At 30.1% G+C, this 14,025-nt stretch carries 12 protein-coding genes; 6 read left to right on the plus strand and 6 right to left on the minus strand.

Annotation, left to right across the window (positions count from 1 at the left end; all coding sequences use genetic code 11):
* Positions 1-2: 2 nt before the first annotated feature.
* The 6 genes from L8U41_RS06440 to aspS form a co-directional block, all read right to left on the minus strand.
* Positions 3-959: a methionine ABC transporter ATP-binding protein gene (locus L8U41_RS06440; protein WP_263728114.1), complete on the minus strand. Its 957-nt coding sequence runs from the start codon at positions 957-959 to the stop codon at positions 3-5.
* A gap of 3 nt (positions 960-962) precedes the next feature.
* A complete protein-coding gene (locus L8U41_RS06445; RefSeq protein ID WP_263728115.1) occupies positions 963-3,575 on the minus strand; it encodes a valine--tRNA ligase in 2,613 nt (870 codons plus the stop codon).
* 78 nt (positions 3,576-3,653) lie between these two features.
* Positions 3,654-4,688, minus strand: coding sequence for a hypothetical protein (locus L8U41_RS06450; RefSeq protein ID WP_263702912.1), 1,035 nt, complete (start codon positions 4,686-4,688; stop codon positions 3,654-3,656).
* Positions 4,689-4,724: 36 nt separating this feature from the next.
* Complete coding sequence (ppa, locus tag L8U41_RS06455; protein ID WP_120759358.1) at positions 4,725-5,243, minus strand: inorganic diphosphatase; 519 nt, start codon at positions 5,241-5,243, stop codon at positions 4,725-4,727.
* A gap of 10 nt (positions 5,244-5,253) precedes the next feature.
* Complete coding sequence (locus L8U41_RS06460) at positions 5,254-5,826, minus strand: adenylate kinase (RefSeq protein ID WP_263702911.1); 573 nt, start codon at positions 5,824-5,826, stop codon at positions 5,254-5,256.
* Positions 5,823-7,574 carry an aspartate--tRNA ligase gene (aspS, locus tag L8U41_RS06465; RefSeq protein WP_263702910.1) on the minus strand — a complete coding sequence of 584 codons (1,752 nt, stop codon included), beginning with the start codon at positions 7,572-7,574 and terminating at the stop codon, positions 5,823-5,825. Before aspS ends, L8U41_RS06460 begins: the two co-directional genes overlap by 4 nt.
* Positions 7,575-7,660: 86 nt before the next feature.
* Here aspS and L8U41_RS06470 point away from each other — a divergent pair, with 86 nt between their 5' ends.
* The 6 genes from L8U41_RS06470 (at position 7,661) to L8U41_RS06495 (ending at position 14,025) form a co-directional block, all read left to right on the plus strand.
* Entirely contained in the window at positions 7,661-8,491 is an 831-nt protein-coding gene (locus L8U41_RS06470) for an NAD(+)/NADH kinase (RefSeq protein ID WP_263702908.1), read from the plus strand.
* Entirely contained in the window at positions 8,491-10,005 is a 1,515-nt protein-coding gene (locus L8U41_RS06475) for an AAA family ATPase (RefSeq protein ID WP_263664113.1), read from the plus strand. Before L8U41_RS06470 ends, L8U41_RS06475 begins: the two co-directional genes overlap by 1 nt.
* 61 nt (positions 10,006-10,066) lie before the next feature.
* On the plus strand, positions 10,067-11,311 hold the full coding sequence (locus L8U41_RS06480) for a diguanylate cyclase (protein WP_263702906.1): 1,245 nt from the start codon (positions 10,067-10,069) through the stop codon (positions 11,309-11,311).
* Entirely contained in the window at positions 11,302-12,099 is a 798-nt protein-coding gene (locus L8U41_RS06485) for a TatD family hydrolase (RefSeq protein ID WP_263702905.1), read from the plus strand. Before L8U41_RS06480 ends, L8U41_RS06485 begins: the two co-directional genes overlap by 10 nt.
* Complete coding sequence (locus L8U41_RS06490) at positions 12,099-13,250, plus strand: lytic transglycosylase domain-containing protein (RefSeq protein ID WP_263728116.1); 1,152 nt, start codon at positions 12,099-12,101, stop codon at positions 13,248-13,250. Before L8U41_RS06485 ends, L8U41_RS06490 begins: the two co-directional genes overlap by 1 nt.
* Positions 13,186-14,025 carry a septal ring lytic transglycosylase RlpA family protein gene (locus L8U41_RS06495; protein WP_263728117.1) on the plus strand — a complete coding sequence of 280 codons (840 nt, stop codon included), beginning with the start codon at positions 13,186-13,188 and terminating at the stop codon, positions 14,023-14,025. The genes L8U41_RS06490 and L8U41_RS06495 overlap by 65 nt, the downstream gene beginning before the upstream one ends.

The raw sequence follows: 14,025 nt of genomic DNA on the forward strand, positions 1-14,025 counted from the left end.
CATTACACAAGCTCCCAAATAACGCCATTTTCTTGTAAATAATTTAAAACTCTTTCTTGATCTTTAGCTTCTATATTGATTACCAAATTTCCTAAAGCATTGTTGTTTAGTTTTTCTATCTTACCCCAAACTATATTAAAATCAATATTTAAACTTCTAGCCATGTGAGTGATTATGCTTTGGTTTGCTTTTTCTTTACAAAAATATAAGCGCACATTAACTCCATTTTGTGGTAAAAAATCACTTTCCCCTAGGAATTCACGCATTTTTTCACTTGGCTTTAAGAATAAATCTTCGATTTTTCCTTGACCTATGATTTGTCCATGCTCTAGCAATACGGCCTTTTGTGCTATTTGTTTTACTGCTTCCATTTCATGAGTTACTAATACTACACTGATGTTAAATTCTTGATTGATTTTAGCAATAAGCTCTAAAATGTTATTTGTAGTATTTGGATCAAGTGCAGAAGTAGCTTCATCGCTTAGTAAAATTTTAGGATTTAAAGCAAGGGCTCTAGCTATGGCTACTCTTTGTTTTTGCCCACCACTTAGCTCATTTGGATAAGCTTTGCTTTTAGCTAAAAGTCCCACAAGATCTAAAAGTTCATTAACTCTTTTTTGAATTGTGCTTTTGTCAAAATTATGAATTTCTAAAGGCATAGCTACATTTTCAAATACATTTTTTCTGCTCATAAGTGCAAAATGCTGAAAAATCATCCCTATATCTTTTCTAAATACTCTTAACTCTTTTTCTTTTAAGGTAGCTATTTCTTTACCAAAAACTTGCACGCTACCGCTTTGATAATTTTCCAAACCATTAATACATCTTAGCAAAGTTGATTTTCCTGCCCCGCTGTGTCCAACAAGAGCATAAATTTCTCCTTCTTTAACTTCTAAAGAAACATCATTTATAACTAATTCTTTGCCATAATATTTTTTAAGATTTTGTATTTTTATCACTTATTAGCCTTCTAAATTAGAAATTTCATCATTGATTTTTTCAAGTTGAGTTTTAATGCTTTCAAGTTGAGTTTTATTTTGCTCAACAACCGCAGCAGGTGCATTAGAGATAAATTTTTCGTTTTTCATCATAGCATCTAACTTGTTAAATTCTTTTTCAAGTTTTATTTTTTGACTATTAAGTCTATTTAAAACACCGCTTAAATCAAGATCTTGAGTTGGTATAAATACTTCTAAATTCTCACTTACATCTCTAATGGATTTTTCTAAATTTGTACTAATAAACTCGATGTTTTCACATTTTGCAAGTGTTGAGATAAAATTAGTGTAATTTTTTAACTCAGCTATTAAACTCTCATCGTTTAATTTTATACAAGCTTTTTGAATTTTTGCATTTGCAAGCTCTACTAGGGTTTTTGCACGGCGTAAACTCACTATGCTTTCTATAATGATATTAAATAATTTTTCGATTTTTTCATTTCTAGAATTAAATTTAGGATATTTTGAAATCATTATAGACTCATGAGTTTGGATAGAAGTTTTACTTAACTCATGGTATAAATACTCACTAATAAATGGCATGAAAGGATTTAAAAGTTTTAATGCTTCTTTAAAAATGCTTCCAAGTTCTTTTATGCTTGATTTTTCAGCCTTACTAAGCTCAATCCCCCAATCACAAAATTCATCCCAGAAAAATCTATACAAAGTATTTGCAGCATCATTAAAGCGGTAATTATCTAAATTTTCTCTTGTTTCTTTTACGCATACTTCAAAACGAGACAGTATGTATTTTGCCAAGTTAGTTTGAATTTTGCTTTTATCTAAATCTTCAAATTTTTCTTCATTTAAAAGTAAAAATTTGCTTGCATTATAAAGCTTGTTGGTAAAATTTCTAACTTGTATGAGTTTGTCATTGCTTAATTTTATATCTCTACCTTGGATAGCTAAAAGAGCAAGAGTAAAACGCAAGATATCAGCACTGTATTCATCCACACTTTGCACAGGATCAATGACATTACCTAAAGACTTACTCATTTTTCTACCTTGTTCATCTTTAACCAAAGCATGTAAATATATATCTTTAAAAGGAAGCTCACCTAAGGCATTAGTGCTTTGAAACATCATTCTAGCAACCCAGAAAAATAAAATATCAAAGCCGGTGATTAATAAAGAATTTGGATAAAAATCTTTTAAATCATCTTCATGCCAAAGTGTGTTTTTGCCCCAGTCTTTATTACCCCAACCTAAAGTACTCATAGCCCAAAGACCTGAAGAAAACCAAGTGTCTAAAACATCAGGGTCTTGTTTGAAATTAGCGCTTTGGCATTTTGGACATTGACTTGGAGTTTCTTCGCTTGCCCATTCATGAGAACATTCACAATAATACACAGGAATTTGATGACCCCACCAAAGTTGTCTTGAAATACACCAATCTTTTAAATCTCTCATCCAAGCATTAAAGCTATTAATCCAATGTGCAGGGTAGAATTTGCTTCCACCAAGATTAACTTTTTCTATGCTTTCTTTTGCGATTTCATTTTTTACAAACCATTGTTTAGAAATGTAAGGTTCTACTACATTTTTACAACGATAGCAATATCCTACTTGATTAGTATAGTCTTCTATTTTTTCAACAAAACCTTTTTCTTGTAATTCTTTTATAATAGTATCTCTTGCTTTTAATCTTTCTAAGCCTTTAAAATGCAAGCAATGTTCATTTAAAATACCTTTTTCATCAAAGATAGTAATAAATTCAAGTTTATGTCTTAAGCCTACTTCATAGTCATTATGGTCATGTGCTGGGGTTACTTTCACAAAGCCTGTGCCAAATTCCATATCTACATGCTCATCAGCAATAATAGGAATTTTTCTATCTATTAAAGGCAAAACGACATTTTTGCCTATTAAGTGTTTAAATCTTTCATCGTTTGGATTAACCATCACAGCACTATCGCCAAAATAAGTTTCTGGTCTTGTAGTGGCTACTACGATGAATTCTTGAGAATTTTCTAAGAAATATTTTAAATAATATAATTTTCCTTTATTTTCTTTATGTTCTACTTCTATATCGCTTAATGCTCCATCATGAGTACACCAATTTACCATGTAATTTCCACGCACAATAAGCTTTTTATCATAAAGATCTACAAAGGCTTTTTTTACTGCATTTACCAAACCCTCATCCATAGTAAAGCGCAAGCGACTCCAAGCAGGAGTGATACCCAAAATTCGCATTTGCTTAACTATAGTGCCACCGCTTTGCTCTTTCCATTCCCATACTTTTTTTATAAATTCTTCTCTACCAAGTTCTTCTTTTTTAATACCTTGAGCTAAAAGTTGTTTTTCTACAACATTTTGTGTTGCAATGCCTGCATGATCAAGCCCTGGTTGATAAAGAGTCTTATAACCATCCATTCTTTTATAACGCGTCGTGATATCTTGTAAAGTACAAGTTAGAGCATGACCTATGTGTAAAACGCCTGTTACATTAGGTGGTGGCATCATAATACAAAAGTTTTTACCTTTTTCTTGAATTTTTTCATTGCCGTTGATTTCAAAATATCCGCGTTCTTCGCAAATTTTATAATATTCTTTTTCTAGTGATTTATCATACATAATTGCTACCTTGAGAATGAAAATAAATTGTTATGTTAGCTTAAAATTGTTAAAGAAGTTTTGAATTTTAGAAATTAGTTATAAAAAACTAATTTCTACTTTACGATTATTTTGTCTTTGAGAATCAGATTTATCTTTAGTAGGGTAGGTGTCTTTTCCTAAAGATTCTATTTCTATAACCTCAGTAAAGCTAAAGAAATGTTTAGCTACATTCATTGCTCTATTTAATCCTATCATGTAGTTTGCAAAAGTACTACCTCTATCGTCTGCATAACCTTGAAATTTAATTCTTTTGATTATATCTTCTCTTGCTAGATTTTGATTGATTTTTTCAAGTAAATTTTCATTGCTGTATTCGCTATATCCATTTCTTTCAAATAAAAATTTCAAATCAGAAATTTTAACATCTACATAATTATATTTTTTCTTATTTTTAGCAAAAACAATATCTTTATTATATATGCTTAATTTCATATTATCATTTGATAGCATATCGATAAAAATAGTTAAATTATAATCTTGGGAATTAACTTTAATAGGATTAATCATTTCTTTTAGCATATCAACTCTATAATCACTTAAGCTTTTTCCATCTAGCACATAAACTTTAACAAAATCATCACTCAATCTTGGCTCATATCTGCTAGTTTTGCCTTTTGCAATGTATTCTTGCATGGTATTTTTATATTTTGTTGTTTTTTCTTTTTTTACGCTTGTTTGTTTGTTGTTTTCAACTGGAGTTTTTTCTTCTTTTTGGACTACTTTAGGTGTAGTAATTTCATTTTTAGAAACTTCAGCTATATTTGTTTGGGTTGTTGGAGCAACTTCTTGAGTGCTTGTATTTTCATCTATGATAGGATTATTTTGTACCGGAGTTTCTTCTTTTAAAGGCTCTTGGTTTGTTTGCTGTGGTTGGTAGTAAGTATTATCACTTATATTATTTCTTTCTTGATTGTATTGAGTGCTTGGTGGAGTGTAGCTTTGATAAGAACTACTTTTTTTATAATCATATACATAAGTATTTGAATCATCTTCAAAATACCACATATAAAAACCAATACTAGCGCCTATTAGCACCACAAAAGCTATACTAAAAGCAATAATACTTTTCATTTTTTATCCTTTGTGAAGTCCTTAAAAGGACTTTGATTATTTATAATTTTTAATAGAATTTTCTAAAATTTCACTTGCTTTTTCAATACCTGCAAATTCTTTTACTTTTACCCATTTGTTTGGTTCAAGCATTTTATATGTTTCAAAGAAATTTTTGATTTTATCTAAGCTCGCTTTTGGTAAATCATCTAAACTTTTAATATTATCATATCTTGGGTCAATTTTACTTACAGGAACAGCAAGTAATTTTTCATCCATACCACTTTCATCTTCCATCAATAATACTCCTATTAAACGACAAGGAATCACAGCTCCTGCTTGGATAGGGTATTCATTTAAAACTAAAACATCAATAGGATCGCCATCATCTGCAAGAGTGTTTGGTATAAAACCATAGTTTGCTGGATAAAACATAGCTGAATACATTACACGATCAACCATGATGGCTCCGCTTTCTTTGTCAAGTTCGTATTTAATGTTTGATCCATAAGGAATTTCAATAACTGCATTAAGTTTGTTTGGTACTTCTCCAACTTTGATTTTGCTAATATCCATTTTTTATCCTTTATTTTAATAAATCATTGATTAAATTTTTCATATCAGCTACGATAGCTTCAATACTTCTTTCACCATTGATTATATGGTGGATATTTTCTTTAGTATAAAAATTTGTTATTTCTTCTAAAGGTTCTAAATAAACTTTCATTCTATTATTGAAAACTTCTTCGTTATCATCAGCACCTCTAGCACGTCCTAAAACTCTTTCTCTAGCAACTTCTTCGCTAACTTTAACTTCTATAACACCTTTTAAAATTACTTCACTTTGGTTTTTTAATACCTTATCAAACTCAAGCATTTGTTCAACACTTCTTGGATAACCATCTATTAATATAGTATTAGTTGGTGCATTTTTTAAAGCAGTGATGATGGTATTAACTACCACTTCTAAAGGAACTAAATTTCCCTTAGAAATAAAGCTATCAATAGTCTTTCCAAGTTCGCTTCCACTAGCCACTTCTGCTCTTAGTAAATCACCTGTAGAATAGTGAGTAACGCTTGCATCATCTTTAGCTATGATGCTTGCATCGGTTGTTTTACCACTACCTGGTGCACCTATAATTAAAAATAATTGTTTCATTTAGTATTCTCCCTTAATCTTATACCTAATTCTCTCATTTGTTCATTGCTTACTTCGCTTGGAGCTTGAGTCATAAGACATTGTGCTCTTTGTGTTTTAGGAAAAGCTATGACTTCTCTAATGCTTGAAGATTTTGTTAAAAGCATGATAAGTCTATCAAGGCCTATTGCTATACCACCATGTGGCGGTGCTCCAAAGCTTAATGCATCAAGTAAGAAACCAAATTTCTTTCTTTGCTCTTCTTCATTAATATTTAAAAGCTTAAAGACTTTTTGTTGGATAGGGCTTTTATGAATTCTTATACTACCACCACCTAATTCTACACCATTTAACACCACATCATGTGCAATAGAATTAATTTCTTCTAAATCTTGCTCGTCAATATTTTTTGGCATAGTAAATGGATGGTGCATTGCAGAATAGCTTCCATCATCATTTTGTTCAAACATAGGAAAATCAATAACCCATAAAAATTCTAATTTATCCTCATCAATAATTTTCATTTCATCAGCGAGGAATAATCTAAATCTACCCATATAATCAAGCACGGTTTTCTTAGCTCCTGCACCAAAAAATACTACATCTCCAACTTCTAATTCACATCTTTGGATTAAAGCATTTAAATCCTCTTTGCTAAAGAATTTACAAAGTGGACCCTTAGGACCATCTTCTTTCATTTGTATGAATGCGAGTCCTGCTGCCCCAAATTTGCGTACAAAATCTTCAAATCTTTGCATTTGGCGTTTAGAAAAAATCGTATCGCCTTTTGGAACTCTTAAAGCTTTAATGCGATTTTTCTTCGTATCTTTTGCGATATTTGTAAAAATTTCGTTATTTGATTTTGAAAAAATATCAATCACATCAATAAATTTCATATCAAATCTTAAATCAGGCTTATCAGAGCCATAATTTTCCATAGCTTCTTTATAACTCATTTGTCTAAAAGGTATGCTAATTTCTTTTCCGCAAGCTTTGAAAATATCTTTAAGTAAATTTTCTGCCATAGCTATGATATCTTTTTGCTCACAAAAACTCATTTCTATATCTATTTGAGTAAATTCAGGTTGGCGATCTGCTCTTAAATCCTCATCTCTAAAGCATTTTGCAATTTGAAAATATCTATCAAATCCTGAACACATTAAAAGTTGTTTGAAAAGTTGAGGACTTTGAGGTAAGGCATAAAATTCGCCTTGATGTACGCGTGATGGTACTAAATAATCCCTTGCACCTTCTGGAGTGGCTTTAGTTAAAATAGGAGTTTCAACTTCTAAAAATCCCATTTTTGATAAAGAATTTCTTGCTGCTATACAAGCAGTTGATCTTAGAGCAAAATTATCATAAAGCTTTTTACTTCTTAAATCTAAAAATCTATATTTTAATCTTAATTCTTCATTTACGCTTTCATCACCTATAGCAAAAGGCACTACAGCGCTTTCATTTTCAATAGTAAGTTTGCTTATAACAACTTCTATTTCTCCAGTTTTTAATTTTGGATTTACAAGTCCTTCACCGCGTGGGCGAATTTTACCTTGTGCTATTAAAACATATTCATTTCTTACTGATGAAGCTATATTATGTGCTTCTTGATTATCTGCAGGATCACATACTAACTGTATAAGTCCGCTACGATCTCTAAGATCGATAAAAATTACACCTCCATGATCACGGTAAGAATTTACCCAACCACATAATGTTACTTCCTCGCCAACATTTTGTATGTTAAGCTCTGTATTATAATGAGTTCTCAAAATTTTTCCTTAGCTTAATATTTGTTCAATTTTGTTATTATAGTATTTTATTCTTTTGCTTAGCTAAGTTTTGTTATAATTTTTTTATGAAAAAAAATATAAATATAGAAAAAATTCAAAAAATAGGCTTATTTTGTAGGTTAAATACAAATTTAAACAAGCAAATTGATTTTTTAAGAGCAATTTTTTTGCAAAAAAATATAGAGCTTGTGTTGCTAGAGCAAGAAAAAATTAATCTAAAAGATTTACAAGAATTAGATTTTTTGATTTCTCTGGGTGGAGATGGTACGCTTTTGTCTTTATGTAGACAAGTTTATCAAGCTAAAAAGCCTATTTTGGGTATAAATGCAGGAAATTTAGGTTTTTTAACAGCTCTTTCTTTTAATGAGGTAGAAAGTTTTTTTAAAGATTTTTTTAAAAGTGATTTTAAAATAGAAAAAGCCAAAATGCTTCAAATAACGCTTTGTAAAAAAAACAAAATCATTAAAAAATTTGCTTTTAATGATGCGGTTTTTTCTCGTGATAATGCTTTAATGGCAAATGTGGAAGTTTTTTTTGAAAATAAACTTTTTAATGCTTATTATGGAGATGGTTTGATTATAGCTAGCTCAAGTGGCTCAACTGCTTATAATATTAGTGCAGGCGGACCTATAGTGCATCCTTGGAGTGAAATTTTTGTTTTAACGCCAGTTTGTTCTCATTCTTTAACCCAAAGACCTATAGTTTTGCCTTATGGCTTTGAGCTTGAATTAAAAGTTGAGCATTGTTTACTGTATTTAGATGGGCAAGAAGTGATTGATCCTAAAGAATATGATAAAATTCTTATAGGACTTAGTAAAAAACAACTTAGTTTTATACATAAAAAAGATAGAGATTATTTCCAAGTTTTAAAAGAAAAGTTAAATTGGGGTAAGTGATGATAGAAAGTATTTTGATTAAAGAAAATTTAGGTTTTAAACAAGCAAAATTAGACTTAGAAGCTGGACTTACTGTCTTTACTGGTTTAAGTGGTGCTGGAAAGTCTGTACTTTTTAAGGCTATTTTGGCAGCATTTGCTCTAAGTGAGAGTGAAGCTAAAATGGTAGAAATTTTGTTAAATGATGAGCTTGAATTAGATGAGTTTGGTATTGAAAATGAAGAATTAAACGTATTTAAACTTTTAAAAGATAAAAGCTCGCGTTATTTTATCAATAATCAACTTATTTCAAAAAAGAATTTAGCCTTGCTTTCTAAGAAATTTGTAAAATATCTTTCAGCTAAGGAAAATAATGAGTTCTCAAATGAAAGGTTTTTAAACTTACTTGATTTTATGCAATCAAAAGAGGATAAGAAATTTCAAGATTTTTTAAATGAATATAAAAATATTTATAAAGAATATATGGAAAATAAAACTAAATTAGAAAAAATTCAAGAAGAAGAAAAAAAGGTAGAAGAATTAAAAGAATTTACGAGCTTTGAAATACAAAAAATCCAAAGCATTAATCCAAAAATTGGCGAATTTGATGAATTAATGAGTTTTAAAAAAAGGCTTTCAAAAAAAGACAAAATCGATGCAGCTTGGAATAGGGCAAGTAGAATTTTTGAGTTAGAATCAGCAGTGATTGAAGCTTTGCAAATTAGTGATGTTGATAGTTCATTTTTTTCAGAGTGTTTAAATGAGCTAAGGGCAGTGTGGGAAAATCAAAGTTTTGATGATTTTGATTTTGATATAGAAGAAGTGCTTGATAGGATAGAAAAACTTTCTTCTTTGATTTCAAAATATGGAAGCATAGAAGAAGCTTTAGAAGCTTTAGAGAAGAAAAAGGCAGAATTAGCTCATTATGAAAATTTAAGTTTTGAAAAAAAGGAATTAGAAGAAAAAGTACAAAGTACTAAAATACTTTTAGATGAGAAAAGTCAAAAATTAAGTACTTTGCGTAAAAAAAGATTAAAAGAGCTTGAAAAATTACTGAATTTTTATCTTGAAAAACTTTATATGAAAGAAGTTAAATTAGAACTTAAAGATTGTGCTTTAAGTATTTTAGGTAAAGATGAAGTGAGTTTAAATATCAATGAGGCTAGTTTAAAAAATTTAAGTTCAGGCGAGATAAACCGTCTAAGACTTTCTTTTATTGCAACAGAATGCAATGTTACTAATAAAGCTAGTGGGATAATATTTTTAGATGAAATTGATGCAAATTTAAGTGGCAAAGAAGCTATGAGTATAGCTGAAGTATTAAAAGAGCTTGCTAAGTTTTATCAAATTTTTGCAATTTCACATTTACCACAGCTTTCATCAAAAGCAAGCAATCATTTTTTAGTAGAAAAAATAGGAAATGAAAGTAGGGTAAGAAAAATAGAAAAAGAAGAAAGAGTAAGAGAACTTGCTAGAATGGTAAGTGGGGAAAATATCACACAAGAGGCTTTAGAATTTACTAGAACTTTACTTTAAAAACAAAAAGTAAATTTCTATATGTTATAATTATACTTTGAAATTATAAAGAGAGTTGGCTATGGAAGAAAAAATTTTAATTATTGATGATAACAAAATGCTCACAAAGCTTTTGGCAAAAAAAGTAGAAAATACTTTGGGTTTAAAAGTAGATGTTGCTTTTGATATGAATAGTGCTAAAGAATTAGTGAAAAATGATTATTTTATGGCTTTTGTAGATCTTTGTTTACCAGATGCTCCCAATGGAGAAGTGGTGGATGTGGTTTTAGAAAAAAATATTCCTGCTATAGTGCTTACAGGAAGTAGTGATGGGCAAACGCGTAAGAAATTTATGGAAAAAGATATTATAGGTTATATTCAAAAAGAAAGCGAAAGCTGTATTGATGAAATGCTAAGTTCCATTAGAATGCTTCAAAAAAACAATAAAACTAAGATAATTTTAGCAATCGCTAATGTAACTTTACGCGCAGAAATGAAAAAAAATCTTAATAATCAACTTTTCAATGTTTTAGCAGCAGCACATGGAGAAGAAGCGCTAAGTTATCTTAGTGATAATCCTGATACAAAATTGGTAATTTGTGATGCAACTATGCCTGTAATTAATGGAGAAGATTTGCTTGTAGAAATTCGCTCAAAATATTCTAAGATAGAACTTGGTGTGATCATGGTTGGAGATAAAGATGATGCGCTAGAGGCAAGGGCTTTTAGAAAGGGCGTAAATGACTATGTGATTAGACCTTTCCAAAAAGAATCACTTAATTGTAGAGTGAATAATTGCTTAGATTATATGCAAAAATGTGTTTTACTTGATGAGTATAGTTTGGGTAAAGATTTGCTAACAGGACTTGATGATTATGCAAATTTTGAAAAAAGATTTTTAGATTATTTAGAAGATATGCAAGAAAATGAAGAATTAGCTTTAGCATTAATTGATATAGACAATCTTGCAACAATTAACTATGAACTAAGTTATGATTGTGGCGATGGAGTGATTAAACACACAGCTAAAAAAATCAAAGATCAAATTCGCGGTATGGATTTGGCAACTAGAATTGAAGATGGTAAATTTTACGTACTTTTAAAAAATACAGATAATAAAGAAGCATTGAAAGCTTTTTCAAATATAAGAGTAAATATTGCTAAAGAAAGTGTTTTAATAGCTTTAGATGAGGTTGATTATAGTATTTCTGTAGGAGTTGCTTTTGGAGGTAAAACAAGCCAAATACAAGATTTGCTTGATAATGCTCAAAAGGCACTAGATTTAGCTAAGGCTAATGGTAAAAATAGGGTAGAGGTATGTTTTTAGATTGTGATTTTAGCGAAAAAATCATAGATACACATTGTCATCTAGATAATCAAGCTTATTTTGGATGTTTGGATGAGATGTTAAATCATGCCTTTGCTAATGGAGTAGATAAAATCATCATACCTGGAGCGGATATAAAAGATTTGCCAAGAGCAAGAGAGATTGCACATGATTATGAAAATGTGTATTTTTCTTGTGGGGTACATCCTTATGATATAGATGATTTTGATTTGGATGTTTTAAAAGAATTTATAAATGATAAAAAATGCATTGCAGTGGGTGAGTGTGGGCTTGATTATTATCGTTTAAGGGTTGATGAGGATGAAATAAAAGCAAAGCAAAAAGAAGTTTTTATAGCTCAAATTCAGCTAGCTATCGAATATAAAAAGCCTTTGATTGTTCATGTGCGTGAAGCTAATGAAGATAGTTTTAATATTTTAAAAACATATGCAAAAGATTTGCAAGGTGGTGTTTTGCATTGTTTTAATGCTAGTGAGCTTTTACTTCAGCTAGCAGATGATGGTTTTTATTTTGGTATAGGTGGGGTTTTAACTTTTAAAAATGCAAAAAAACTAGTAGAAGTTTTGCCTAAAATTCCAAAAGATAAGCTTGTTTTAGAAACAGATGGACCTTATTTAACCCCAGAACCACATCGTGGCAAGGTAAATGATCCTATTTTGACGCATTTTGTAGCTCAAAAAATGGCTGAACTTTTAAATTTATCAAAAAATGAAATAATAAAACTTACTAATTTTAACGCTAATCGTTTGTTTTTCCAAGGTTTATAATGAAAAAAAGCTTTTTGTTTTTTATTTTAGTATTATTATGTTTAAATGCTAAGGCCTTGCAATTTACTCCAGAGCATTACACGCAACAAGCACAAATCTTAAGAAATTTAGATATAGAAGCAAGTTATCTCAGTGATATGATTTTTTTAGAATTTAAAGAATCTTCCATGGATATGCATTCTAAAACTTTAGTAGATACGATGAGGGAATTTTATAAAATCACTCCGATTATCCGTAAAATATTAGAAAAAGAAAATATTCCTCAAGAATTTTTATACTTAGCGATTGTAGAATCTGGTTTAAAAATTCATAGTATTTCAAGAACTAAAGCAGTAGGTGTTTGGCAATTTATGAAACCAACGGCACAAACTTTGGGTTTAAGGATAGATCCTTATGTAGATGAGAGAAAAGATTTAGTAAAATCAACTTATGCAGCTATTACTTATTTAAAGCAACTAAAAGAGCAGTTTGGAAAATGGTACTTGGCTATTTTAGCTTATAATTGTGGTGATGGTAAATTACGTCAAGCTATAAAAAAAGCAAAAAGTGATGATTTAAGGGTTTTGCTTGATCCTGATAAAAAATACTTACCATTAGAGACTAGAATTTTTATTAGAAAAATTCTTACTATGGCATTTTTGGCTAATAATAATGATTTTTTAATTTCACAAGATAGTGCCTTGCTTAATTATGCCCTATCAAGTGAAGTTAAAAAAATCTCAGTTCCCCCAAGTGTTTCTTTAAGAGAGCTTGCTAAAGTAGCTAAAATGTCTTATAAAGAATTTAAGCGTTATAATCCACATTTTAATTATGACTTTACTCCACCTGATAAAAAAGATTATTACATGTATATTCCTTTAAGTAAAAGCGTGGCAGTAGAAAAGGCATTAGAGAATGTAAAATTAGCTAAGGTGGATACAACCATTCCGCATACAAAAATTTATATAGTAAAAGAGGGTGATAGTCTTTATACTATTGCAAGAAAACACAAAATAAGTGTTGAAAGCATAAAAGAATATAATAAAATCAAAGGAAATTTAATCAATATCAATCAAAAACTTGTGTTAAAAATTAAGGAGAATAATAATGCAAAAATTAAAACAACTCAAAAAATATCCAAAAGCTCTCATACAAAAGTCGTTAGTCGTTAGTTGTGTAGGGGTTTTGCTTAGTGCTTGTAGTATGGTACCTATTAGCACGCCTACTGTGTATTACCCAGAAAGAGATTTTAAAAGCATAAAGCATAATAATACAAGCTTAAAAGGCACTATGAAGCCTTACACTATTAATGGTAAAACTTATTATCCAACAGTAGTAGAAGTAGGTGAGACTGCTGATGGTATAGCTAGTTGGTATGGTCCGGGTTTCCATGGTAAAAAAACTTCTAATGGTGAAACTTATGATCAACACGCATATACCGCAGCTCATAAAACTTTACCTATGAATACCATAGTAAAAGTAACTAATTTAAAAAATCATCGTCAAACTACTGTTAGGATTAACGATAGAGGACCTTTTGTAGCAGGTAGGATTATAGATTTATCTAATATGGCTGCAAGAGATATAGATATGATTCAAGCAGGAACAGCTCCTGTAAGACTTGAAGTGATTGGCTTTGGAACAAGTGCAAGTTCGGGTTCGGTGCATACTAATTCTAATTTAGGCAGCAGTGGAGAGATTGCTGATAGTGGTCATATTTTCCAAGGTGGATCTTTTATGGTGCAAATTGGAGCATTTAGAAATAAAAGTGGTGCAGAGCTAATAGCAGGTAGATACAAAAATTATAATTCTTATACTTCAACTATACAAACAAGTGCTAAAGATGGCTTGCATAGAGTATTTTTAAAAGGTTTTAGAAGTGAGCAAGAAGCAAGAGATTTTGTTGATAGTGGATCTTTCCCAGGTGCGTTTATAGTAAGAGAGTAA

The sequence above is a fragment of the Campylobacter sp. RKI_CA19_01116 genome (assembly GCF_025771405.1).
Taxonomy (GTDB): Bacteria; Campylobacterota; Campylobacteria; order Campylobacterales; family Campylobacteraceae; genus Campylobacter_D.

Excerpts from the sequence above, each read along its gene's own strand:
- L8U41_RS06460 (WP_263702911.1), bottom strand. The coding sequence starts at position 5,826 with ATGAAACAATTATTTTTAATTATAGGTGCACCAGGTAGTGGTAAAACA.
- L8U41_RS06475 (WP_263664113.1), top strand. The coding sequence starts at position 8,491 with ATGATAGAAAGTATTTTGATTAAAGAAAATTTAGGTTTTAAACAAGCA.
- ppa (WP_120759358.1), bottom strand. The coding sequence starts at position 5,243 with ATGGATATTAGCAAAATCAAAGTTGGAGAAGTACCAAACAAACTTAAT.
- L8U41_RS06485 (WP_263702905.1), top strand. The coding sequence starts at position 11,302 with ATGTTTTTAGATTGTGATTTTAGCGAAAAAATCATAGATACACATTGT.
- L8U41_RS06445 (WP_263728115.1), bottom strand. The coding sequence starts at position 3,575 with ATGTATGATAAATCACTAGAAAAAGAATATTATAAAATTTGCGAAGAA.
- L8U41_RS06470 (WP_263702908.1), top strand. The coding sequence starts at position 7,661 with ATGAAAAAAAATATAAATATAGAAAAAATTCAAAAAATAGGCTTATTT.
- L8U41_RS06450 (WP_263702912.1), bottom strand. The coding sequence starts at position 4,688 with ATGAAAAGTATTATTGCTTTTAGTATAGCTTTTGTGGTGCTAATAGGC.
- L8U41_RS06490 (WP_263728116.1), top strand. The coding sequence starts at position 12,099 with ATGAAAAAAAGCTTTTTGTTTTTTATTTTAGTATTATTATGTTTAAAT.
- L8U41_RS06495 (WP_263728117.1), top strand. The coding sequence starts at position 13,186 with ATGCAAAAATTAAAACAACTCAAAAAATATCCAAAAGCTCTCATACAA.
- L8U41_RS06480 (WP_263702906.1), top strand. The coding sequence starts at position 10,067 with ATGGAAGAAAAAATTTTAATTATTGATGATAACAAAATGCTCACAAAG.